This window comes from Sphingobium sp. BHU LFT2 (assembly GCF_018604485.1).
Classification (GTDB): Bacteria; Pseudomonadota; Alphaproteobacteria; order Sphingomonadales; family Sphingomonadaceae; genus Sphingobium; species Sphingobium yanoikuyae_A.
Map to the genome: position 1 here is coordinate 45,007 of NZ_JAFCGW010000006.1, position 22,439 is coordinate 67,445.

Below are 22,439 nucleotides of genomic sequence, written 5' to 3' on the forward strand. Positions count from 1 at the left end.
CCCGCCTGAAAATGGAAAGAGATTCGGGCCTTAGCGGCAAGACATGAAAAAATGTCTGCGCTTTATTGGTTAATGCTGATCAAGCTTTGCCAGCAGGGCCAGCATGTCGTCCGGCAGAGTGTCGCGCTGCGCGGAGAAGCTGGACCGCAGCGCCTTGCCCACGCCCTCATAGGGCAGGGGCAGGGCGACGTTGACGACGCGGGCGCCGCCGCTGTCCCGTCCCGGTGCCGATCGGCCAAGAGGTTTGCGCTGCATTTCCATGAGACACAGAACGGCCATCTAAGCCAAAAGTTTCTGGATTTCGTCGCATTCGGACGCGATATCGCCGTCAACAAGGAGACGGAAGCGTGACGGACTGGATCGACCTGGAGGCGCGGATACGCGCGCATTCGCCTTTTCTGGCGCGACAGATGGACCGTTATCCGGCCGTCGTCGCGTTGCTGGCGGCGGGCGATTTCGACGCGGCGATGGCGGCGGCGCAGGTGCAGGGCGTGCCAGAGGATGGGGTGGCCAAATCGCTGCGGCGGCGGCGCGGCGCGATCGCGCTGGTGACGGCGGCGGCAGACCTGGCCAGCGCCTGGGACATGGACCGGGTGACGCGCACCTTGTCCGACTTTGCCGACCAGGCGCTGGAGGAGGCGCTGGCGGCGACCTTTGCCGAACGCTATCCCGATGCCGTGCCACAGGGCTTCGTCGTGCTGGCGCTGGGCAAGCATGGCAGCCGGGAACTCAATTATTCGTCCGATATCGACCCGATCCTGCTCTATGATCCCACCACTCTGCCGCATGGCGAGCGGGAGGATGTGGCCGACGCGGCGGTGCGGATCGGCCGGCGGGTCAGCGAGATACTGAATGCGCGAGACGGCGACGGCTATGTCTTTCGCGTCGACCTGCGGCTGCGGCCATCCCCCGAAGCCACGCCGATCGCGCTGCCGGTGGAGGCGGCGATCGGCTATTATGAATCGACCGCGATGGGCTGGGAACAGGCCGCCTTCATCCGCGCCCGGCCGGCGGCGGGCGACATGGCGCTGGGCGACTATTTCCTGCGCCAGATCCGCCCCTTCGTGTGGCGGCGCAGCTTGGATTTCGGGGCGATCGACGCGATCACCGACATCAGCCGGCGCATCCGCGACCATTATGCGCAGGGGCAGGCGTTCGGGCCGGGCTATGACCTCAAGCGCGGGCGCGGCGGCATCCGCGAGGTGGAGTTTTTCGCCCAGGTCCATCAACTGATCCATGGCGGGCGCGACCCGTCATTGCGGTCGGGCCATACGCGCACGGCGCTGCGGGCACTGGCGGCAGCTGGCGTGATCGAGGCGGAGGTGGCCGCGCGGCTGGACGAAGCCTATATCCTGTTCCGCACGATCGAGCATCGCCTGCAGATGGTCGAGGATCGCCAGACCCATGAATTGCCCAAGAATCCGGACTCGCTGGATAATGTCGCGCGCTTGCACGGCCTGACGGACGGGGCGGCGCTGTTCGACCTGCTGCGGTCGCATGTCGAGTGGGTCGGCGCCAATTATGACCGGCTGACCGCCGCGCCCGACGATGGCAGCCTGTCGCATGACGAGGACAGGCTGAAGGCGCAGCTCAAGGAGATGGGCTTTGCCGATGCCGACTGGGCGGCGGCGCGGGTGGCCCATTGGCGTGACGGCACGATCCGCTCGCTGCGCAGCGGCGCGTCGCGCGAGGCGCTGGAGCGGCTGTTGCCGGTGCTGATGCCCGCGCTCGCCACCGCGCCCGATCCGGGCCGGGCGCTCAACCGGCTGGACGACATGATCGGCCGGTTGCCGAGCGCGATCAACTTCTTCAAGCTGCTGGGCGCGCGACCGGGGCTGGTGGAACTGCTGGCCGAGATATTGAGCCATGCGCCGGCGCTGGCCGATGTGCTGAGCCGCCGGGTCGAACTGCTCGAAGGGTTGATCGATGCGTCGGCCTTCGCCCCGGTGCCGCCGGTCGATGTCCTGGCACAGCAATTTTCCGCGCTGGAGGCGGGCGAGGATTATCAGGCGCTGCTCGACCGGGTGCGGCAGCGGGTGAATGATCGCCGCTTTGCGCTGGGCGTGCAGATCGTGCGCGGCGGCGATCCGCTGGAGGCCGGGCGCGGCTATGGCCGGGTTGCGGAGGCGGCGATCGAGGCCCTGGCGGGCGCCACCGTGGCCGAGTTCGAGAGCGCGCATGGCAAGGTACCGGGCGGCGAGATGGTGATCCTGGCGCTCGGCCGGATGGGCGGCGGGGTGCTGACCCATGCGTCGGACCTGGACCTGGTCTATCTCTTCACCGGCGATTTCCTGACGGAATCGGATGGCGCGCGGCCGCTGGGCGCGACCCAATATTTCAACCGCCTTGGCCAGCGCATCACCAATGCGCTGTCGGTGTCGACGGCGGCGGGGCCGCTTTATGAGGTGGATACGCGGTTGCGGCCGTCGGGCGCGCAGGGACTGCTGGCGGTCAGCCTCGACAGCTTCGCCAAATATCAGCGCGAGGAAGCCTGGACCTGGGAGCATCTGGCGCTGACGCGGGCGCGGCCGGTGTTCGGATCGGTGCAGGCGCGTAGCGCGCTGGAGGCGATCCTGACCGAGACGCTGCAGCGTCCGCGCGATTTCGACGAACTGGCACGGCAGGCGGTGAAGATGCGCGGCGACATTGCCCGGCACAAGCCGCCAGCGAGCGAGCTGGACGTCAAGCTGGTGCCCGGCGGGCTGGTCGACATCGAGTTCCTGATCCACATCAGCCAGTTCCATTATCGCCTGGGGTTCGACCCGGATCTGGGCGAGGCGCTGGCCGAGCTGGTGGCGGCCGGCCATCTGCCCGCCGCGCTGATCCCGGCGCAGGAGTTGATCACCCGCTTCCTGATCGTGTCGCGGCTGGTATCGCCCAAGTCGACCGAGCCGCCGGAGGCAACCCGGCCGCTGGTGGCACGGGCCTGTGGCGCGGCCGATTGGGACGTGCTGCTTGAAAGCTATGCCAAGGCCCGGCAAAGCGTCGGCGACGCATGGCGCGCGCTGGCCGCGCCCTATCAGGAGGATCAAGATGCTTGAACAGGGAGCGATGCTGTCCGACGTGGCGCTGAAGGATGCGGATGGCGCGGACTTCAGCCTGGCGCGCTATCGCGGCAAGCCGGTGGTGGTCTATTTCTATCCCAAGGCGGATACGCCCGGCTGCACTAGCGAGGCGAAGGATTTCACCGAACTGGCGAGCGACTTCGCGGCGCTGGGCGTGGCGGTGGTTGGCGTGTCGAAGGACAAGCCGGCAAAGCTCAAGAAGTTCGGCGACAAATATGGGCTGGCGGTGACGCTGGCGTCGGACGAGCCGGGCACGGCCTGCGAGGCATTTGGCACCTGGGTCGAAAAGTCGCTCTATGGCCGCCAATATATGGGGATCGCGCGGGCGACCTTCCTGGCGGACGCAGACGGCAAGATCGTGCGGGTCTGGCCCAAGGTGAAGGTCAAGGGCCATGCCGCCGAGGTGCTGGAGGCGGCGAAGGCACTTTGACCCTGCCGCCTGCCATCGATTCCGTGGGCGCGGGGTGCGCCCATGTGCTGACCGTTGCCGACCCGACCGCCAAGCTGATGGCGGCGCGGGCGGTGGCGCGTAGCTGGCGACTGGGCCGGCTGGCGCATCGGTTCGACACGGTGATGCCAGACCGGCCGGCCCGGCCCGATGCACCCGAACTGCTGCCGCCGGGGCAAATGCCCAAGCGCAGCAAGATGGGCACGGATCGCGGGCGGATCGCGATGCTGCACGCACTGGCGCATATCGAGTTTGTCGCGATCGACCTGGCGTTCGACCTGATCGGGCGCTTTGGCGGCGAATTTCCGGCGGGATTCACCGACGAATGGATGCGGGTCGGCGCGGACGAGGCGATGCATTTCGCGCTGCTCGACCGGCGGCTGCGGCAGTTGGGCAGCCATTATGGCGCGCTGCCCGCGCATGACGGGCTGTGGCAGGCGGCGAGCGAGACGGCGGGCGATGCGCTGGCGCGGCTGGCCGTGGTGCCGATGGTGCTGGAGGCGCGGGCGCTGGATATCACGCCGTCGACGATCGCCCGGTTCGAGGGGGTGGGCGACGATATATCCGCAAGGATGTTGCAGCGGATCATGACGGATGAGATTCGCCATGTGTCGGCCGGGACGACATGGTTCAACCAGGCGACGAACCGATTGGGCCTAGACCCCGTCAAACATTACCAAATCCTTGTGAAACGCCATTTTCGGGGAAGCGTTAAGCCACCGTTCAACGACTCGGCGCGTCGGCAGGCCGGTTTGACGCGGGATTTCTACGACGCGCTTGCAAGCTGAGCGGCGATTTGCAGTCTGCATCCAGCGGGGGCGATCTAGGTCGCCATTTTATTGAACATGGGGAACCCACGAGAGGCAAAAGCCTTCGCGGGCATAAGTCGGGGTCGGCATGTTGATTCTTCGTACTGTGAATGCGCTGGGTGCGAGTTGGTTCCAATCGGCCAGCAAGACGGCCAAGATTTTCGGGATGGTCGGCATGGTAGGCGTGATGTGCGCCGCAGCTCCGGCCAACGCCAAGGATGAAGATGATCCATATGGCGACGCCTCGGAAATCAATACCAGTGCGCTCGGCCCGGCCGATGTCGGCTTCTCCAATATCTTCTCCAGCCTGCAGCGCATGGACGGCAACGCCAAGACCGCAGCCTATATCCCCTCGGGCCGCCCGGTCGAGAAGCTGTCGCTGACCTCGAACTTCGGCGTGCGTTCCGACCCGTTCAACCGCAGCGCCCGCATGCACAAGGGCATCGATATTCCCGGCCCGATCGGCACCCCGATCCACGCGACCGCCGACGGCATCATCAGCCGCGCCGGCTGGGCCAGCGGTTATGGCAACCTGGTCCAGATTTCGCACGGCAATGGCATGGAAACCCGCTACGGCCATATGTCGAAGCTGCTGGTTGCGCCCAACTCCTATGTCCATCGCGGCCAGGTGATCGGCCTGATGGGGTCGACCGGCCGTTCGACCGGCAGCCATCTCCATTATGAAGTCCGCGTCGATGGCGCGGCGATCAACCCGATCCCGTTCGTTGCCGGTCCCGATTATCTGATCGCGATGAACACCAAGCCGCCGGTCGCCATGGGCGGCCCGACCAAGGCGGACGAAAAGGCCGTCGACTGATCGGCCGCTTTTGACCCCGACTTTTCCAAAGCCCCGGCGCCCATGGGTTGCCGGGGCTTTTGCTTGATCCTATCTAGGCGCCATGGCCGATATTGACCTCACCCCCTCCGCTGCCGCGCGCGTCGCGGCGATCGCCGCCAAGCAGGGCAAGCCCGCCATATTGCGGCTGGCCGTGGAAGGCGGCGGCTGTTCGGGCTTCCAATATCGCTTTGGTCTGGCCGAGCAGGTGGAGGCCGAGGATCTGGCGGTGGAGCGCGATGGCGTGACGCTGGTGGTGGACGATGTCAGCCTGGACCTGGTGCGCGGCTCCGCGGTCGATTTCGTGTCGGACCTGGGCGGCGCGGCGTTCAAGGTGACCAATCCCAACGCGACCGCCGGTTGCGGCTGCGGCACCAGCTTCTCGGTCTGATCGGCGCATTGGCTTGTAGACGCAGCCCACTTCTCTAAAGGGAAGTCGACAGCGAAAGAGACAGGTCCATTATGCGTATCGCCACCTTCAACATCAACGGCATCAAGGCGCGGCTGCCGCGCCTGCTGGAATGGCTGGACGAGACCCGGCCCGATATTGCCTGCCTGCAGGAAATCAAGACGTCCGACGAGACCTTCCCGGTCAAGGATATCGAGGATGCGGGCTATGGCGTGATCTGGCACGGGCAGAAGGGCTTCAACGGCGTGGCCATCCTGGCGCGCGGCGACCAGCCGGTGGAAGTGCGCCGCGGCCTGGAGGGCGAGCCCGAGGACGAGCAGAGCCGCTATCTGGAAGCCGATGTGAAGGGGGTGCGGGTGGCCAGCATCTACCTGCCCAACGGCAATCCCCAGCCGGGGCCGAAATTCGATTACAAGCTGCGCTGGATGAAGCGGTTGCGGGAGCGGTCGGCGGAAATCTGGGCGGAGGAAGTGCCCGCCATCCTGGCCGGCGACTATAATGTCATCCCGCGCGACGTGGACATCTATTCGCCCAAGGCGATGGCGGACGATGCGCTGATGCAGCCCGAAAGCCGGGAGGCCTATCGCCGGCTGCTGGGCGACGGCTGGACCGATTCGATCCTGACCCGCCATCCGGCCGGTGGGGTGTGGACCTATTGGGACTATCAGGCCGGCGCCTGGCCGCGCGACGCGGGCTTCCGCATCGACCATCTGCTGCTGAGCCCGGCAGCGGCCGACCGGCTGGTTGATGCGCAGGTCGACAAGGCGTTTCGCGGCCGGGAAAAGGCGAGCGACCATGCGCCGACCTGGGTCGAATTGCGCGATATCTGAATTTAATCCGGATATTATTGACTATATTATATCCGGGTAATAAAATCCGTGTCGAAGGAGATTCGGCATGGACCGCACATTGACGGCCTTTTCGGGCGACTATTGGATCGCGACCGGCGACGAGGATGAAGTGCGCGCGGCGCTGCGTGCGATGGGGGACGACGCGCAGAATATCCTGCTGTTCGACGATCGCACCGGACGGCAGGTGGATATCGACCTGCAGGTCGATGCGGCACCGCGGGGGCGGGGGCGACCCAAGATGGGGGTGCAGGCGCGCGAGATCACCCTGCTGCCGCGCCATTGGGACTGGCTGGCGGCGCAGCCGCGCGGCGCCTCCGCCACGTTGCGCCAATTGGTCGAGGATGCGGTGAAGGCGAGCGCGGACAAGCCATCGCCCCGCGCGGCGATGGACGCGGCCTATCATTTCCTGACCGCGATGGCGGGCGACCGGGCCGGCTATGAAGCGGCGATCCGCGCGCTTTATGCCAGGGACAGGGCGGCGTTCGAGGTGGCGGCGGAAGGCTGGCCCGGCGCGATCCGGGCGCATGGTCTGGCGCTGGCGGAGCCGGCCTTTTCCGCCTAGCCTGCGCATCGCAATGATTGGAGAGGCTGGGTGACGGACGATTTCCTCCAGGGCATAGTGCATGAGGCGGCCGATGACATGCAGGCGGCGATCCGGGCCGATGCCGGCATCTTCGCGCTGTGGCAGGGGCTGACGCCGCTTGGCCGCAACGAGTTCATCTGCTGGGTCGAGGATGCCAAGCAGGCCGCGACCCGCGCGCGGCGCATTGCACGCACTGTCGAGGAGTTGCAGGAGGGCAAGAAGCGGCCCTGCTGCTGGGCCGGCTGCATCCACCGCACCGACAAGGCGCCAAGTCGCTGGCAACAGGCGGTGCTGATCGAGGGTAAGGGGAAGCGGCGCTAGGCCGGCGTGGACAGATTCGACGCTCGCCGACCGGCCGGGATGGGTGTGAACAACACATTCCTCCCCGTCACGGGGAGGGGGACCGCTCGCGTAGCGAGTGGTGGAGGGGCACAGGCCGGATAGCGCAGCGCTAAGAGGCACCTGCCCCTCCGTCAGCGCTTCGCGCTGCCACCTCCCCGTACCGGGGAGGAATGTCCGCTGCTGGTCGAAACACGTTGATCCCTATCAGCGTCATCCTGGCGAAAGGCTCTCCTGGACTCGTCGGAGGATTCGGGATCCATTGTGCGCCACGAGGGCGCGCTGAATGGATTCCGCATCGAATGCGGGATGACGGCCGGTTTGGCGGGCGGCCTTTGGCTTTACCAGAGCACGCCGTCGACCGGCTGGACCGGCGGAGGCCCTTCGCGGCCGAGCGTGTCGCACATGTCCGCCTCGATCGTGGTGGTGATGCTGTCGAGCGGCAGGTCGTGGACGTCGTTGCCGAACGGATCGACCAGATCGTCGCCGATCTGCAGCACGGCAAGATACATGAAGCCCGCGACCGCCGATCCGACCGGGGTGGCGATGCCCAATGTCTCGACCAGGCCGATCGGCAGCAAGATGCAGAAGAGCCGGGTGAAGAATTTGGGGAAGCTGCGATACTGGGCGGGCAGCGGGGTGTTCTTGATCCGCTCCATGCCGCCCTGCGCGTTCGACATGTCGACCAGCAGCCGTTCGATCTGGGTCTGCTGGATGCTGTCGATCCAGCCGTCCGCGCGCGCCTGTTCGACCCGACGACCCGACCCGTCGAGCAGGCCGTTGGCGGGATTGCGGCGGCCCAGTTCCGGAATCTCCGGGCCGGCGAGCACGCGACGCACATCGGGCGCCGGATCGATCCGGCGGAGCTGGCAGCGCAGCGCTTGGACATAGGCGATATGGCGTTCGACCAGGGTCTGACGCAGGTCCGCCGTTTCGGCCCGGTCGGGGATGAAGTTCATCACCGCGCGTGCCCAGCTGCGCGAGACATTGACCATCGCACCCCACAGGATGCGGCCTTCCCACCAGCGCTGATAGGCGGAGTTGACGCGGAAGCCGAGTACCAGGGCGAGGGCGGTGCCGAAGATGGTGAGCGGCAGGGCCGGGGCCTTGAAGGGCGAGATGAAGTAGAAGATGGTGACCGCCAGATCCCAGAAGAACAGCGCGATCAGCGCGCGCCACGCGGTCTGGAAACTTTGGCGGATACGTGGGGCACGTCCGACGATCATAGGGGGAGAGGTTCTCTACAGGTCAGGCGATGTCCGTGCCGTCGGCTTCATCCAGTTTCAGCCAGGCATGGCGCAGCGCCATGCCGCCGATGATGCCGACCGCCTTCAGGATGGTCGCATAGATGGTGGGGGTGCTGTCGCTGATCGCCAGCCAGGCGCAGGCGAAGCAGAGCGCCATGGCGGCATAGATGGGCAGCGCCTCGATATCGTTCCAGGCAAGACGCTGATTGGTCTTGGGCGTGGGCGCGGCGCGCGTTGCGGCGAGCGTGCGGATCATGGCGGTCCTTTCCGAAATGGAGCCGACGGGCGGCCTTTGTTCGAAAAATGATGCGACGCACAAGCGACGGTCAACGTGGTCCACGCCATGCAAGCCAGCCTTGCGGTGGCGGTAACGCCAGCAAAATTCCGTCGCATTTCCGTGCCGTTTGGGAGACGTGGCAATGTTTTCACACGGAACTGCAACCTTGCGCCTATTGCAATGCAGCGTAACGCGCATAGCTTTTTGCGCATGGCCGATCGCTATGCTGAAATCCTGTCCTTCGTGAAAATTGCCGAATCGGGCAGCCTGTCCGAAGCGGCCAAACGACTGGACCTGTCGCTTGCCGCGACCAGTCGCCGCCTGTCGCAACTGGAGTCGCGGCTGGGGGTGATGCTGGTGCGCCGCAACAGCCGGCACATGACGCTGACGCAGGAAGGCCAGATCTTCTACGAGAAGGCGGGACAGGCGCTGTCCGACATCGACCAGGCGGAAAATGTCGTGATGCGCAACGCCACCGAGCCGGTCGGCGCATTGCGCGTGGTGACGACGCTGCATTCGGGCCGCAGCCGGCTGGCGCCGCTGTTCCAGCATTATGCGACGCTGCACCCGGAGGTGGCGGTGCATCTGGAGGCGGCGGGGCAGGCAGCCAATATCGTTGAGACCGGCCATGACATCGCCATCTGTTTCGATCCGCCGCCCGACAGCGGCCTGATCATGAAGCGGCTGGCCGACAATCCGCGCATGCTCTGCGCCTCGCCCGAATATCTCAGCCGACGCGGCGTGCCGCGCACGATCGAGGATCTGGCCAGCCATGACCGGATCGTCATTGGCGGCGGGCAGGATATGTGGCGCGCGATCGACATGGACATGGGGCGGGACAACCGGGCGAGCCGGGTGTTGAGCACCAATGATGGCGAAATGGCGCGGATGTGGGCGCTCAATGGCGCCGGTATCGTCATCAAGTCGCTATGGGCGGTGTCGGACGATCTGGAAGAGGGGCGGTTGCAGACGGTGCTGCCCGCTGTCGCGCTGCCGGAATCGCCGATCGTGGCCCTCTATCTGCCGGCGCAGGGGGACAGCGCCAAGGTGCGCAGTTGCCTCGACTTCCTGGCGCGCCACCTGAAGCCGGCCGAGGCGACCCCGGCCGCCGCCTGACCCGATTTTGAAAATGCGCGATCGGCGCGATCGACTGTTTGCGGACCGTCGATCGCGCCGATGCTGATTCACGGCGGCCCGCTTCCGCCGGAGCGCATCCATCCGCCATGGCCATCGACCTGTCAGGCCAATTTGTCTGACAAGTACCGCTTTTGCCAATATTGGTTTGGCCAATATATTGCGCTGGCCTGATCTGTCGGTTACAGCCTTTTCGAAATCTGGAGTCGAGTCCCGCAATGTGGGCTTTGTGATGGATGCAGTCGGGCAAACCGGCGCATCGGCCGATGGCTCCCGGTGGCAGCTTTGGAACACGGATCGGGAGAGGATGATGAAGGGGCAGTCGAAAATGGCAGTCGTGATGGCGAGCCTGCTGGTTGGCGTCGCATCGGGGACGCTGGCGGGCGTGGCCCATGCGCAGGCGCAGGATATGTCGGCCGGCGACATCATCGTGACGGCGCAGAAGCGCGAACAGAATGTGCAGGATGTGCCCTTGTCGGTGCAGGTGCTGGGCGAGGCCCAGTTGCAGGCCAATGCGGTGCAGGATTTCAATGATCTGAGCCGCGTGTCGCCGTCGCTGAGCATCCGGCCGGCGGAAAATCCGGCGAGCGCCAATGTCGCGATCCGCGGTGTCGGCACCCTGGCCTTCAGCCCCGGCGTCGAGCCAAGCGTCGCGGTCATCCTGGACGATGTGGCGCTGGCCTTCCAGTCGCGCGCCTTCACCGATCTTTCCGATATCGAGCGGATCGAGGTGCTGCGCGGGCCGCAGACGACGCTGTATGGAAAGTCGGCCTCGGCGGGCCTCATCAATATCGTGTCCAAGGCGCCGACGAAGACGCTGACCGCGTCGGTGCGCGGGATGATCACCACCGATGACGAGCAGCAGATCGGTGCGGTTCTTTCCGGGCCGCTGACCGATACGCTGGGGTTCCGCACCAGCGTCAACTATGATGATTTCAAGGGCAATTCGCGCAATCTGGCCGATGGCAAGACGCTGAACGGGCGCCGCTATTTCTCCACCCGCAACAAGCTGCGCTGGAACCCGACGGCCGAGTTGCAGGCCGATCTGGCGATCGATTATGCCGATGGGCGGACGACAGCGACGCGGCCCTTCATCGAACTGGGCGACAATGCGATCCTGCGCGGCAACCCCGCCTTCACCCAGGATGTGTTCGCGCCGGGCATCACCGTCGGCAAGGACAATACGGATGTGTCGATCGATTTCCCGACCGGCAACACCTATAATGATTTCGCCCAGTCGCTGCGGCTGAGCTATGATACGGGCGGGCCGACGATCATGTCGATCACCGCGCATGACCGCTACAAGTCGCATGACTGGTTCGACAGCGACGATTCCGCGATCAGCAGCTTCCAGAATTTCCAATATGGCCATTTCGACAGCGAGCAGTTCAGCCAGGAACTGCGGCTGATTTCGCCCGGCAAGGACCGGTTCCGCTATACGCTGGGCGCCTATTACAGCAATGTCGACATTGGCCGCGACTTCTATCGCGGGCCGCTTTTTTCCAACGCCAATTGGGATGCGACCAACGGCAGCGACCTGATCGCGGGCTTTGGCCAGCTGGAATATGATCCGTTGCCCGGCACGACGCTGATCGCCGGTGGCCGCTACAGCCGGGAAAAGATCGATTATGTGTTCACCGATCTGGCGGCCAGCCGGGTCTATGCGGGGCGCAGCAGCGACAGTTTCGGCACCTACAAACTGGGCATCAAGCAGGATGTCGCGCGCGACATGAACCTCTATCTCACCTATGCGACCGGGCATAAGGGGCAGGCCTATGACATTTCGTCGGGCTTCAACCAGGCGCGCGCCGATGCCGGCCCGGTGAACCCGGAAAAGTCCGACAGCCTGGAACTGGGCTTCCGGTCGCAGTTGCTGGATCGCAAGGTCACGTTGAACGTCACCGTCTTCAATTCCAACTTCCGCGATTTCCAGACCCAGGCGGTGGAAAATCTGGCCGACGGGACGCAGAATTTCCGTCTGACCAATGTCGGCAAGGTGCGCATCCGGGGGCTGGAAATGGAAACCAGTATCCGTCCGGTGGCCGGGCTGACAATCAATGGGTCGCTGACCTATCTGGACGCCAAGTTCAGGGAATTTGCCGGGGCGGCCTGTTATGTGAACCAGACCGCGGCGCAGGGATGCGTCGGCACGCCGCCGCGCCAGGATCTGAGCGGCAAGGCGATGCTGATCTCGCCCAAGTGGAAGCTGGCGGGCAATATCGATTATGCCCAGCCGCTGGGGCAGGGGCCGCTGGAACTGGTCGCGCAGGGGGCCGTCACCTGGCAGAGCAAGGTCGTGCCGCTGGACCAGAATCCGCGCACCATCCAGCCGGAATATGCGATGGTGAACATCGCGCTGGGCCTGCGCAGCGCCGACAAGTCCTGGCAGGTGATGGGCTTCATCAACAATCTGTTCGACCAGCATTATCGCTACCTGATCAACGATGTGTCGAACCGTTATGGGACGACGGCGATCCAGGGCTATGTGCCGCGCGATTTCCATCGTTATGGCGGCATCCGCCTGAGCTACAGCTATTGAGCTGGCGAGTTGCCGGGCTGGGCCTGGCCGCGCTGATCGGCGCGGCTGGCTCGGCGGGCGGCGCGGCGCCCTTGCCCGACATCTACGTGCTGGCCGGCCAGTCCAACATGTCGGGGCGGGGCGCCTTGGCGGACCTTACCGAGCCGGAACGGGCGCCAGTGCCGGGCGTGATGATGCTGGGCAATGACGGCATCATCCGGCCGGCGGTGGAACCGATCGACAGTGCGCAGGGACAGCAGGACATGGTGTCGGCGGACCGGCTGGCGGCGGTCGGACCGGGCCTGTTCTTTGCCCGCGCGCTGATCGCGCGGCAGCGGCGGCCGATCATCCTGATCCCCTGCGCCAAGGGCGGCAGCGCGATCGCGCGCTGGCGACCCGGCGGGGATCGGACGACGCTCTATGGCTCCTGTCTGGCGCGAGTACGATCGGTCCGGGGACGGCTGGCCGGCATCCTCTGGTATCAGGGAGAGAGCGACACGGAGAATATGGCGACGGCAACGGGCTATGGCGCTGCGCTGGCCGATCTGGCCGGACATTTTCGGCGGGATCTGGGACGCGCAGACGTGCCGTTCCTCTTTGCGCAGATTGCCGATCGGCCGGCCGCGCCGGAGCATGTCGCGCGCTATCCGGGGTGGGCGATGGTGCAGGCGGCGCAGCGCGATCTAAGGCTGCGCTGCGCCTATATGGTGCCGACCGGCGGCCTTGTGCGGCAGGCGGACGAACTGCATCTGGTGACCGATGCCCAGCGCCGGCTGGGCATGGCAATGGCGCGGGCGATGATGGCCTTGCAGGCGGATGGATGCGGGCGCTGAGGCGCACCCGCCGCCTTACAGTGTCTTTTCGTAGACCTGATAGATTTTGTTGACCCTGGATTCGATGGCGTCGGCGATCGCGTTCATGCCCTGATTATCGTCCAGCACCCAGCCGATCTCGCCCCGCGTCGCGCTGTAATGGGCCAGGGCGTTGCGGCGGATATATTCGATCATCATGAAGGCGAGCTGGCTGGCCATGCGAGTGGATTGCAGCCGCTGGACCACGCCCATCAGCGGCACGCGCATGGTGCGGACCTGCGGCTTGCGCAGCCAGCGCAGCAGCTTGATCCAGCCGAACGGGAGGAGCGAACCGTTGAGCGGCTTCAACGCCTCGTTAAGGTCGGGCAGGGTCATCATGAAGGCGACCGGCTCGCCTTCCAGCTCGGCGATCATGATCAGATCCTCGAACACCAGCGGCTTGAGTTTCTTGCCGGTGAAGGCGACTTCGGCGTCGGTGATCGGCACGAAGCCCCAATTCTTGCCCCAGGCATCGTTGAGGATGCCCAGGATGATCGCGGCTTCCTGATCGAATTTCGACTTGTCGACCTTGCGGATGGTGATGCGCGCACTCTTCTCGCCGGAGGCGACGATGCGCTCGATCAGCGGCGGGAAATTCTTGGTGATGTCCAGCTCATAGGTCTTGAGCTGCTTGACCGGCTGATAGCCGGCACCTTCGACCATCGGCTGATAGGCGGCGCTGTTATGGCCCATCATCACCGTCGGCGGATGATCATGGCCTTGGATCAGCAGGCCGGGCTCTTCCCAGATCGACAGCGAGATCGGGCCGAGCACGCGGGTCATGCCCTTGGCCTTGAGCCAGCCTTCGGCCGCGGCGATCAGGGCGGCGCCGGTTTCGGCATCTTCCGCCTCGAACAGGCCGAAATTGCCGGTGCCCGGACCCATGCCCTGTTCGACTGGCTGGGCCAGCGCCAGTTTGTCGAAATGCGCGGAAATGCGGCCGACCACCTTGTTTCCGCGCCGGGCGAGGAAATATTGGGCCTCGGCATGGTCGAAGAAGGGATTTTTGCCCGGCGTCAGCAGGCCGTAGACTTCGGACTTGAGCGGCGGCACCCAATTGGGATCGTTGGCGTAGAGCCGCCAGGGCAGGTCGACAAAGGCCTTGAGATCGGCCTTGGAGGAAACGGGGGTGATGAGGAGATCGGTTGATGCCACGGCGCAGGCCCTTGAAGAAATGTGTCGAGCAGTTCGGCGCTTGTTTGCGGAATGTCAATCTCGGGCCGGGGGAGGAGCGTTAAGAGTCGGTCTGGAAATGCGCGTCTGGCGCATCTGTACCGGCCCACACCCCCAACCGGGGTGAATATGTCACGTTGCTGCCACGATTGCAGCGCATTTGGAGTGTAGGGAAGGCAGCATGACTGTGCATGATCCCATTTTGGCCGCCGCGTCGCGCACGCGGTCGGCTATACCCGACGATAACAAGATGCTGCGCGCTGCCGCGGATCTGACGCGCACCCTGTCGACCGCGAACCCGGCCATCTACTGGCCGGATATGCTGGCGTCGGCGCTGATCGGCTATGGCGCGCTGGCCGGCGCGATTCTGGCCCAGAATGTGGCGATCGCGATCGGCTGTGCCCTGTTGTCGATGATGGCGCTCTATCGCGCGGCCAGCTTCATCCATGAGCTGACCCATATCCGCAAGGGCGCGCTGCCCGGCTTCCGCTTCGGCTGGAATCTGCTGGTCGGCATTCCGCTGATGATCCCGTCCTTCCTGTATGAAGGCGTGCATACCCAGCATCATGCCCGCACCCGCTATGGCACGGCGGAAGACCCGGAATATCTGCCGCTGGCGCTGATGAAGCCCTGGTCGCTGCCCCTGTTCATCGTCGTCGCCGCGCTGGCGCCGGTCGGCCTGATCCTGCGCTTTGGCGTGCTGACGCCGCTCAGCCTGATCATCCCGCCGCTGCGGCACAAGGTGGTGGCGGAGTTTTCGGCGCTGTCGATCAATCCCGCCTATCGCCGCCGTGCGCCCGAGGGTGAGTTTGCCCGCATGTGGCATTGGCAGGAAGCGGGCGCCTGCCTGTTCGCGCTGGCGCTGGTCGGCAGTGTCTTCGCCTTCGGCTGGAAGCCCTTGCTGGTCTATATGGCGATCCATTCGGCGATGACCGTCATCAACCAGCTGCGCACCCTGGTCGCCCATCTGTGGGAGAATGAGGGCGAGGCGATGACCGTGACGGCGCAATATCTGGATTCGGTCAATGTGCCGCCGCCGGGCACGCTGCCGGAACTGTGGGCGCCGGTCGGCCTGCGCTATCATGCGTTGCATCACCTGCTGCCGAGCGTGCCCTATCATAATCTGGCGGCCGCGCATCGGCAACTGATGGCGACGCTCGACATCGACTCGCCCTATCGCCAGGGCAATTATACCGGCATGTTCCCGCTGGTCGCCAAGATCGCCCGGAGCACGATGCACGCACGCTGATCGCGGTGGATCGGGACAGGAAAAAAAGGCCGGTGGAAACACCGGCCTTTTTTTGTGAGCGGATGAGGGAGACGGTTTGCAAGGCGACCGTGGGGCGACGCTTTTGCGGCGATCAGGTGGTCGTGATCCAACCGGCAAAGCGGAGGGCCTGGCTTCCAGAACAGGGAATGTCCGAGCGGGAAAACTGCGCACCGGGGATGGCGGGAAGCGACCAGAAGCAGACATTCCTCCCCGGCACGGGGAGGTGGCAGGCGCGGAGCGCCTGACGGAGGGGCAGGAGCCTATTAGTGCTGCGCTATTGGGCCTGTGCCCCTCCACCACTCGCTGCGCGAGTGGTCCCCCTCCCCGTACCGGGGAGGAATGTCTTGTTCCCACCCAACTTCGTCGCCCCAGCGAAGGCTGGGGGCTCTGGCGGTGGTAGAAGGGGGGCGGCCGTCTCGCTATTCGTTGATGTGGCGTTCGCATGCCTGAGATGCCAGCCTTCGCTGGCATGACGGGATTTGCCAGCCCTTAACCACGCTTATTCCTCGGTTCTGAATAGCACCGTCTCGCCGAGCAGCAGGAAGAGGAGGAAGGGCGCCCAGGCGGCGAGAATGGGGGGGTAGGCGCCCAGATTGCCCATGGCGAGCGAGAAATTGTCGGCGACGAAATAGGCGAAGCCCAGCGCCATGCCCATCACCGCGCGCAGGAAGAGCTGGCCCGAGCGGGCGAGGCCGAAGGCGGCGACGGAGCCGAGGATTGGCATCAGCACGGCCGAGAGCGGCCCGGACAGCTTGTGCCACAGGCTGCCTTCCAGTTCCGCGGTCGGTCGCCCGGCATCGTGCAGGTCGCCGATCGCCGCCTGCAACTCGCTGAAGGTCAGGGCGTCGGGATCGACCTTGGCCAGGGTGAACTGGTCGGGACGGATGTCGCTGCCGAAGCGGACGGTGCCGACATTCTGGAGCGTGCCGCGGGCGACGTCGAACTGGCGCGCGCCTTCCAGCACCCAGCTCTTGCTGGCGGCGTCATAATGGCCCTTGGGCGCGGTGATGATGGTGGTGAGGCTGTTGTTGATGCGGTTGAAGATCTCGACCTTGCGCAGTTGCACGTCCTGGCCATGGCCCGCGACGATCGCCGCGGTGACGAGATTATTGCCGTCACGCACCCAGGGATTGGTCTTGATGCCGCTGTCCGCGGGCACCGGGCCGAAGTCGACCGCCTGCCAGGCGCTGAGCATCGCGGTCGAGCGGGCGACGATCCGTTCGTTGAAGGCGTAGCTGAGGACCGAGACGCCGAGCGCGGCGGCGATCAGCGGGGCGAGGATCTGCTGGGCGGAGAGGCCCGCTGCCTTCATCGCGATGATCTCGCTATTCTGGTTGAGCGTCGCCAGCATGATGAGCGTGCCGAGCAGCACCGAGAAGGGCAGGAAGCGGGCCACGATCTGGGGCGCGCGCAGGCCGACATAATGCCAGAGCTGCGCATCGCCATTGCCCGGATAGGCGAGGATGTCGCCCGAATTGCCGAGCAGGTCGAGCATCTGGAGCACGACCACCAGCATGGCCAGCACGGCGAGCGTGCGGGTCAGGAACAGCCGCACCATGTACCAGCTGACCTGGCGCGAGGGGAAGAAATCGAACTGCATGGGGTCAGGCTGCTCCTTGCGCCGGCTCGCCACGCCGCGTCACGAAGCGCAGCAGGCGGCCGATCTGCTTGCCGAGCTTGGCGAAGGCATATTCCAGCGCCGCGATCGGCTGTCCGCCGGGGCGGTGGGCGATGACATGATACATCCAGAAGATCAGTCCGGACGCCAGCAGGAACGGCCCCCATAGCGCGATGATCGGATCGATCTTGCCCAGCGAGCCGATGCTTTCGCCATATTGGTTGATCTTGTGATAGGTGACGATGAAGACGATCGAGAGGAACACGCCGAGCGCCGAGGTCGAGCGCTTGGGCGGGATCGCGAAGGCGAGCGCGGCCATCGGCAGCAGCATCATCATCACCACTTCGACCATGCGGAAGTGGAAGTTGGAGCGGACCTCGTTGCGCAGCTTGGTCGGCGTGGCGGGATCACGCCCCATCGAGAAGAGTTCGGGCAGGGTCTTTTCCCGGTCGACGTCGCGGCCGCGGAAATTCTCGATCTGCGGCAGGTCGATCGGCAGATCGTGGCTGGAGAAGGAGAGGATGCGCGGCGTCTTGTATTTGGGTGCATCGTTCACCAGCACGCCGTCGCGCAGGCGGAAGATGATGGTGTCGGGATCGTCGGTGGCGAGGAAGGCGCCCTGGGCCGCCGTGACCGCGACCGACTGGCCATCCTTGCCGACGGCGCGGACGAAGATGCCGCGCAGGTTGCGTCCTTCGTCCAGGCTGCGTTCGATCCGCAGGGTCATGCGCTTGCCCAGGCTGGTGAACTCGCCGACCTTGATCGACGCGCCCAGCGCGCCCGAGCGCAGTTCGAAGCGCAGCGCCTCATAGGCGTGGCGGGACAAGGGCTGGACCCAGCCGACAATGCCGAGGTTGAGCAGGGCGAGGGCGAAGGCGAACATGTAGGGGACGCGCAGCAGCCGGCCATAGGAGAGGCCGACGGCGCGCATCACGTCGAGTTCGGACGAGGTGGCAAGCTTGCGGAAGGCAAGCAGGATGCCGAGCATCAGCCCGATCGGAATGCCGAGCGAGAGATATTCGGGCAGCATGTTGGCGAGCATGCGCCACACGACGCTGACGGGGCCGCCTTCGGCCGCGACAAAATCGAACAGGCTCAACATCTTGTCGAGCACCAGCAGCATCGCGGCGATCACCAGGGTGCCAAGCAATGGCAGCGCGATCAGGCGGGCGAGATATCGGTCGATGGCAGTCAGCATTTCTCTATGTCGTCGTCCCATCACCATGTTTTGGCCGCAAACCCCGCCCATATGCGAGTCAGCTAATAAAAGAGTCGCGGGGCGAACAGGGGCTCGCCGTCCGATCACATCGGGCGGCTATAGCTTCCAGGAGTCTGATGGTCATGTTGAAAGTTGCAATGGGTCTGATGCCGGTGGCGGTTCTGTTGGCCGCAACGCCTGCCTTGGCCCATGGTCAGGAAATCACGAACGATCTGTCCCGTTGCGCCGCGTCGGCCAAGGGGCCGGCGGTGCTGGTCGATGTGCGCGGCTTTGCCGAGGCGACCGGCCGCGTGCGCATGCAGTCCTATCACGCCACCAAGGCGAGCTGGCTGACCAAGGGCGAATGGCTGAACCGGATCGACACCGTGGTCCGCCCGTCCGAAGGCGGCATGCGATTCTGCATGCCGATCCCGGAGCCGGGCAAATATGGCATCGCCGTGCGGCATGACCGCGACGGCAATGGCAAGACCGACATTTCGCGGGATGGCGGCGGCTTTTCGAACAATCCGTCGATCAACATCTTCAATCTGGGCAAGCCGTCGGTCGACAAGGCCGCCTTCTATGCTGGACCGGGCGTGACCCGGATCACCATCAACCTCAAATATATGTAAGGTCGTCATGGTTCGCGTCGCGCTCCTGTCCAATCCCAAGTCCACGGGCAACCGGCAGACCCTGCCGCGCGTGCGCAGTTTTTGTGCCAACAACCCGGACATCTTCCATTATGAGGTCGAGCATGTCGACCAGATCGGCCGCGCGCTTCAGACGATTGCGCGGGTCGATCCGGCCGTCATCGTCATCAATGGCGGCGACGGGACGGTGCAGGCGGCGCTGACCGAACTCTATCAGGGCGAGCATTTCTGCGGTCGGGTGCCCCCGATCGCGGTGCTGCCCAATGGCAAGACCAACCTGATCGCGCTGGACCTGGGCATTCATGGCGATCCGATCAAGGCGCTGGAGCGGATCGTCGAGATCGCCAAGTCGGGGCTGGGCGACCATGTCGTGCAGCGCGAACTGATCGCGCTGACCGACGGGCAGACGACCCGTCCGGTGCTGGGCATGTTCCTGGGCGGTGCGGGCCTGGCCGACTATATCCTCTATTGCCGGGACAAGATCTATCCGCTGGGCCTGTCCAACGGATTCAGCCATTTCCTGACCGCGCTCGCCGTGCTGGCGTCGCTGGTTTTCGGTATTCGTGCCCGATTCCTGCCACAATCCAGCCACCCGGTCAGCATCTCGCTGATGCGCGAGGGGCAGTTGGCGGGGCGCTTTTCGGTCCTGATCGTGACCACGCTGGAGCGACTGCTGCTGGGCGTCGATCCGGGTGACAGCCGCCGTGGCAACATGAAGCTGATGGCGGTCGACCAGAGCGTTTCGGCGCTGCTGCGCCTGGTATGGGCCAGCGTCTTCCGCCGGATGGGCAAGCAGCAGATGCAGGGCATCCATCTGGAGCAGGGCGACACGATCCGCATCGAGGGCGCGCAGAGCAGCGTCATCCTGGACGGCGAAATCTTCCGCGCGTCGGAAGGCAAGCCGATCCTGCTGCGCTCGACCGAACCGGTGCCCTTCCTGCGCCTGGCCGCCTGAGATCGGCCGAGCGCCGGGGGCATCCGGCGCCCCGCTGAATGGTTGAGATGGGTGGCTTAAGGCCATCCCATCAATGTCATGCTGAACTTGTTTCAGCATCTATCAAGCCTAACAAACCATTGGTCTATTGGGAGGAATGGACCCTGAAACAAGTTCAGGGTGACGATGATGGGATGGGCGGTTCTTGGTCGCTTCCCGACAATCTGGACTTGTCCTTGCCGCCCTAGTCCTGCGGCACCGCTACATCGACGGCACCGGGGGCTATCTTTACCGTGACCGGGGTCTTTGCCAGCACTTCGCCGTCGATCGATATTTTCTGCGGCGGGTGGCAGGCGAGCTTGAACTGGCGGCCGTGAAATTCCTCCGTATGGGCATTGCGGTCGCGCAGCTTGAAGAATTTGGCATACCAGTCCCAGGCGAGGCGCGGCTTGGAGCGGCCGACGACGGCCTGGATCACGATCTCGCCGGTATCGACGGCGGCATGATCCGACAGTTCGACTCCGCCATGATAGGGGCCGTTGAGGATGCGCACCTCGGTCGACCACAGGCGCCGTTCCTTCACGCCATCGTCGATGGTCAGGCGGAAGGCGCGGAAGCCGACCGAGCATTTGACCGCCCATAGCAGATAGCCGATGCGCCCGAGATAGCGTTTGAGCTTGTGCGGCACGGTCTGGCCGATCATCGGCGACAGGCCCAGGGACGCGGCATTCACGAAATAGTCGCGATCGATCATGCCCAGATCCACGCGGCGGCGCTGGCCGGTGGCGATGGCGCGGACCGCGCCGTCAAGGTCGAGCGGCAGGCCCAATGTGCGGGCGAAGCTGTTGGCGGTGCCGAGCGGCAGCACGCCGAACACGCAATGTTTGCCGACCAATTCGTCGACCGTGCCCGACATGGAGCCATCGCCGCCGCCGACGATGACCATCGGCGCGCCGCTTTCCACCGCCTGACGGACGGTGGCGGCCATCTGTTCGGGATCGTCGACCGCATGGGCAGCGATCAGCTCGATGCCGGCGGCTTCGAGTTTTTCCTTGGCCTGATTGAAATTGTCCTGACCGCGTCGGCTATGGGCGTTGATGACCAGGATCGCCTGCCGGGGGAGCGTTTTCGTTTCCATGCCGCAATAACACCGCGCAACCAATTCGGGTCCATCGGAAACGAATAGCGATGGATTCGTTGGGGAGGGATGGCCCGCATCGCCCATCTGTCCGACATTCATTTCGGCGCGCATGATCCGCGCATCGTCGACGCCGCCACCGCCTGGCTGGAGGAGCGCCGGCCCGACCTGGTCGTCATCAGCGGCGACCTGACCCAGCGTGCGCGGGTGGAGCAGTTCAGGGCGGCGGCGGCCTGGCTCAATCGCCTGCGCGCGGCGGGGCTGAAGATATTGGTGATCCCCGGCAATCATGACGTGCCGCTGTTCGACGTGGTGCGACGCTTCGCCCGGCCGCTGGCGCGCTACAAGCGCTATATCAGCCGCGATCTCTGTCCCTTTTACGAGGATGACGAGGTCGCGATACTGGGCCTCAACACCGCCCGGTCGCTGACGATCAAGGACGGGCGGATCAACCATGACCAGATGGACCGGCTGCGCGCGAGTTTCGCGCAGGTCGCGCCGGCCAAGACCCGCATCCTGGTGACCCATCATCCGCTGTTCGCCATGCCGATCGGCCGCGGTGGAGAATTGAGCGAGGCGGTGGGGCGGCATGAGGATGCGGTGCAGGCGGCGTGCGAGGCGGGTGTCCATGTCGCGCTGGCCGGGCATTTCCACCGCACCTATGCGGAGGCCGCGCAGAAGATGGTGGCGCATAGCGGCGGGGCGCTGGTGATCCAGGCGGGGACGGCGACATCGACCCGGCTGCGCAATGCCGAGCCGCAAAGCTTCAACTGGCTGCATGTCCGGCGTAACAATGCGATCGAACTGCAGGTGATCGTCTGGGACGGCAACGCCTTTCGCCGGGCCAGCCATGTCGACTATGTGCGGGAAGGCGAGGCATGGACGGGACGGGACGTGATTGACCCGCCAACGGTTGGCAGTCTGGCTGTGCTACAAGGGACAGGCTGAGGCAGGAGTCTTCGATCGGTCGCAATTCTCCCTAAAAAACAATGATTCATGTTGCATCGGCGAAGCGATTGACCAAAGGCGATGGGCTTGCGGACCCAGGGAGTGTCAGTTGGTCGGATCATTGTCCCATCGGATTGTGGTGCT

Annotated in this window: 22 protein-coding genes; 15 read left to right on the forward strand and 7 right to left on the reverse strand. The window is 64.9% G+C overall.

The window, feature by feature from the left end:
* Nucleotides 1-69: 69 nt before the first annotated feature.
* Nucleotides 70-261, reverse strand: a complete 192-nt coding sequence (locus tag JQK15_RS13270; protein ID WP_037491094.1) for a hypothetical protein — start codon at nt 259-261, stop codon at nt 70-72.
* A gap of 86 nt (nt 262-347) precedes the next feature.
* On the opposite strand from JQK15_RS13270, the gene JQK15_RS13275 reads away from it, so the two are divergent.
* The 8 genes from JQK15_RS13275 to JQK15_RS13310 all read left to right on the forward strand — a co-directional run bounded on the left by JQK15_RS13275 (nt 348) and on the right by JQK15_RS13310 (nt 7,321).
* The gene (locus JQK15_RS13275) at nt 348-3,041 is read left to right on the forward strand and encodes a bifunctional [glutamine synthetase] adenylyltransferase/[glutamine synthetase]-adenylyl-L-tyrosine phosphorylase (RefSeq protein WP_214866032.1); all 2,694 of its coding nucleotides are present in this window, start codon (nt 348-350) and stop codon (nt 3,039-3,041) included.
* Complete coding sequence (gene bcp / locus JQK15_RS13280; protein WP_214866033.1) at nt 3,034-3,495, forward strand: thioredoxin-dependent thiol peroxidase; 462 nt, start codon at nt 3,034-3,036, stop codon at nt 3,493-3,495. Before JQK15_RS13275 ends, bcp begins: the two co-directional genes overlap by 8 nt.
* Nucleotides 3,492-4,301 (forward strand): ferritin-like domain-containing protein, encoded by an 810-nt coding sequence (locus JQK15_RS13285; RefSeq protein ID WP_214866034.1) that lies wholly within the window; start codon nt 3,492-3,494, stop codon nt 4,299-4,301. Before bcp ends, JQK15_RS13285 begins: the two co-directional genes overlap by 4 nt.
* A 109-nt stretch (nt 4,302-4,410) precedes the next feature.
* A complete protein-coding gene (locus tag JQK15_RS13290) occupies nt 4,411-5,139 on the forward strand; it encodes a M23 family metallopeptidase (protein WP_214866035.1) in 729 nt (242 codons plus the stop codon).
* A gap of 82 nt (nt 5,140-5,221) precedes the next feature.
* The gene (gene erpA / locus JQK15_RS13295; protein ID WP_004211010.1) at nt 5,222-5,548 is read left to right on the forward strand and encodes an iron-sulfur cluster insertion protein ErpA; all 327 of its coding nucleotides are present in this window, start codon (nt 5,222-5,224) and stop codon (nt 5,546-5,548) included.
* Nucleotides 5,549-5,619: 71 nt separating this feature from the next.
* Nucleotides 5,620-6,396 (forward strand): exodeoxyribonuclease III, encoded by a 777-nt coding sequence (gene xth, locus JQK15_RS13300; RefSeq protein ID WP_214866036.1) that lies wholly within the window; start codon nt 5,620-5,622, stop codon nt 6,394-6,396.
* A gap of 67 nt (nt 6,397-6,463) precedes the next feature.
* A complete protein-coding gene (locus JQK15_RS13305) occupies nt 6,464-6,979 on the forward strand; it encodes a DUF2239 family protein (RefSeq protein ID WP_214866037.1) in 516 nt (171 codons plus the stop codon).
* A 30-nt stretch (nt 6,980-7,009) separates the two neighbouring features.
* Nucleotides 7,010-7,321: a YdeI/OmpD-associated family protein gene (locus JQK15_RS13310; protein ID WP_214866038.1), complete on the forward strand. Its 312-nt coding sequence runs from the start codon at nt 7,010-7,012 to the stop codon at nt 7,319-7,321.
* A 359-nt stretch (nt 7,322-7,680) separates the two neighbouring features.
* Here the strand turns inward: JQK15_RS13310 and JQK15_RS13315 are convergent, their stop codons facing one another.
* Together JQK15_RS13315 and JQK15_RS13320 are read right to left on the reverse strand one after the other, a co-directional pair.
* On the reverse strand, nt 7,681-8,565 hold the full coding sequence (locus JQK15_RS13315; RefSeq protein ID WP_214866039.1) for a bestrophin family protein: 885 nt from the start codon (nt 8,563-8,565) through the stop codon (nt 7,681-7,683).
* Between the two features lie 22 nt (nt 8,566-8,587).
* Entirely contained in the window at nt 8,588-8,842 is a 255-nt protein-coding gene (locus JQK15_RS13320) for a hypothetical protein (protein ID WP_004211015.1), read from the reverse strand.
* Between the two features lie 231 nt (nt 8,843-9,073).
* On the opposite strand from JQK15_RS13320, the gene JQK15_RS13325 reads away from it, so the two are divergent.
* From JQK15_RS13325 to JQK15_RS13335, 3 genes are all read left to right on the forward strand, one after another.
* Entirely contained in the window at nt 9,074-9,979 is a 906-nt protein-coding gene (locus tag JQK15_RS13325; protein ID WP_037492074.1) for a LysR family transcriptional regulator, read from the forward strand.
* Between the two features lie 346 nt (nt 9,980-10,325).
* Complete coding sequence (locus tag JQK15_RS13330; RefSeq protein WP_251007741.1) at nt 10,326-12,536, forward strand: TonB-dependent receptor; 2,211 nt, start codon at nt 10,326-10,328, stop codon at nt 12,534-12,536.
* Nucleotides 12,533-13,348: a sialate O-acetylesterase gene (locus JQK15_RS13335; RefSeq protein WP_214866040.1), complete on the forward strand. Its 816-nt coding sequence runs from the start codon at nt 12,533-12,535 to the stop codon at nt 13,346-13,348. The genes JQK15_RS13330 and JQK15_RS13335 overlap by 4 nt, the downstream gene beginning before the upstream one ends.
* A 15-nt stretch (nt 13,349-13,363) precedes the next feature.
* Here JQK15_RS13335 and JQK15_RS13340 read toward each other — a convergent pair whose 3' ends face one another.
* Nucleotides 13,364-14,521, reverse strand: a complete 1,158-nt coding sequence (locus JQK15_RS13340) for an N-acetyltransferase (RefSeq protein ID WP_159365488.1) — start codon at nt 14,519-14,521, stop codon at nt 13,364-13,366.
* 199 nt (nt 14,522-14,720) lie between these two features.
* Between JQK15_RS13340 and JQK15_RS13345 the strand changes: the two genes are divergently transcribed.
* A complete protein-coding gene (locus tag JQK15_RS13345; protein ID WP_214866041.1) occupies nt 14,721-15,788 on the forward strand; it encodes a fatty acid desaturase family protein in 1,068 nt (355 codons plus the stop codon).
* Between the two features lie 520 nt (nt 15,789-16,308).
* On the opposite strand, the gene lptG is transcribed toward JQK15_RS13345, so the two are convergent.
* Nucleotides 16,309-17,409 (reverse strand): LPS export ABC transporter permease LptG, encoded by a 1,101-nt coding sequence (gene lptG, locus JQK15_RS13350; protein WP_004211023.1) that lies wholly within the window; start codon nt 17,407-17,409, stop codon nt 16,309-16,311.
* A gap of 4 nt (nt 17,410-17,413) precedes the next feature.
* On the reverse strand, nt 17,414-18,625 hold the full coding sequence (lptF, locus tag JQK15_RS13355) for an LPS export ABC transporter permease LptF (RefSeq protein WP_004211025.1): 1,212 nt from the start codon (nt 18,623-18,625) through the stop codon (nt 17,414-17,416).
* Between the two features lie 137 nt (nt 18,626-18,762).
* On the opposite strand from lptF, the gene JQK15_RS13360 reads away from it, so the two are divergent.
* Both JQK15_RS13360 and JQK15_RS13365 read left to right on the forward strand, forming a co-directional pair.
* Nucleotides 18,763-19,257, forward strand: a complete 495-nt coding sequence (locus JQK15_RS13360; protein ID WP_010337967.1) for a DUF2141 domain-containing protein — start codon at nt 18,763-18,765, stop codon at nt 19,255-19,257.
* A 7-nt stretch (nt 19,258-19,264) separates the two neighbouring features.
* Nucleotides 19,265-20,230, forward strand: coding sequence for an acylglycerol kinase family protein (locus tag JQK15_RS13365; protein ID WP_010337966.1), 966 nt, complete (start codon nt 19,265-19,267; stop codon nt 20,228-20,230).
* Nucleotides 20,231-20,453: 223 nt separating this feature from the next.
* Here the strand turns inward: JQK15_RS13365 and JQK15_RS13370 are convergent, their stop codons facing one another.
* Nucleotides 20,454-21,347, reverse strand: coding sequence for a diacylglycerol/lipid kinase family protein (locus JQK15_RS13370; RefSeq protein ID WP_214866042.1), 894 nt, complete (start codon nt 21,345-21,347; stop codon nt 20,454-20,456).
* 69 nt (nt 21,348-21,416) lie between these two features.
* Here JQK15_RS13370 and JQK15_RS13375 point away from each other — a divergent pair, with 69 nt between their 5' ends.
* Nucleotides 21,417-22,295: a metallophosphoesterase family protein gene (locus JQK15_RS13375; protein WP_214866043.1), complete on the forward strand. Its 879-nt coding sequence runs from the start codon at nt 21,417-21,419 to the stop codon at nt 22,293-22,295.
* Nucleotides 22,296-22,439: the final 144 nt, after the last annotated feature.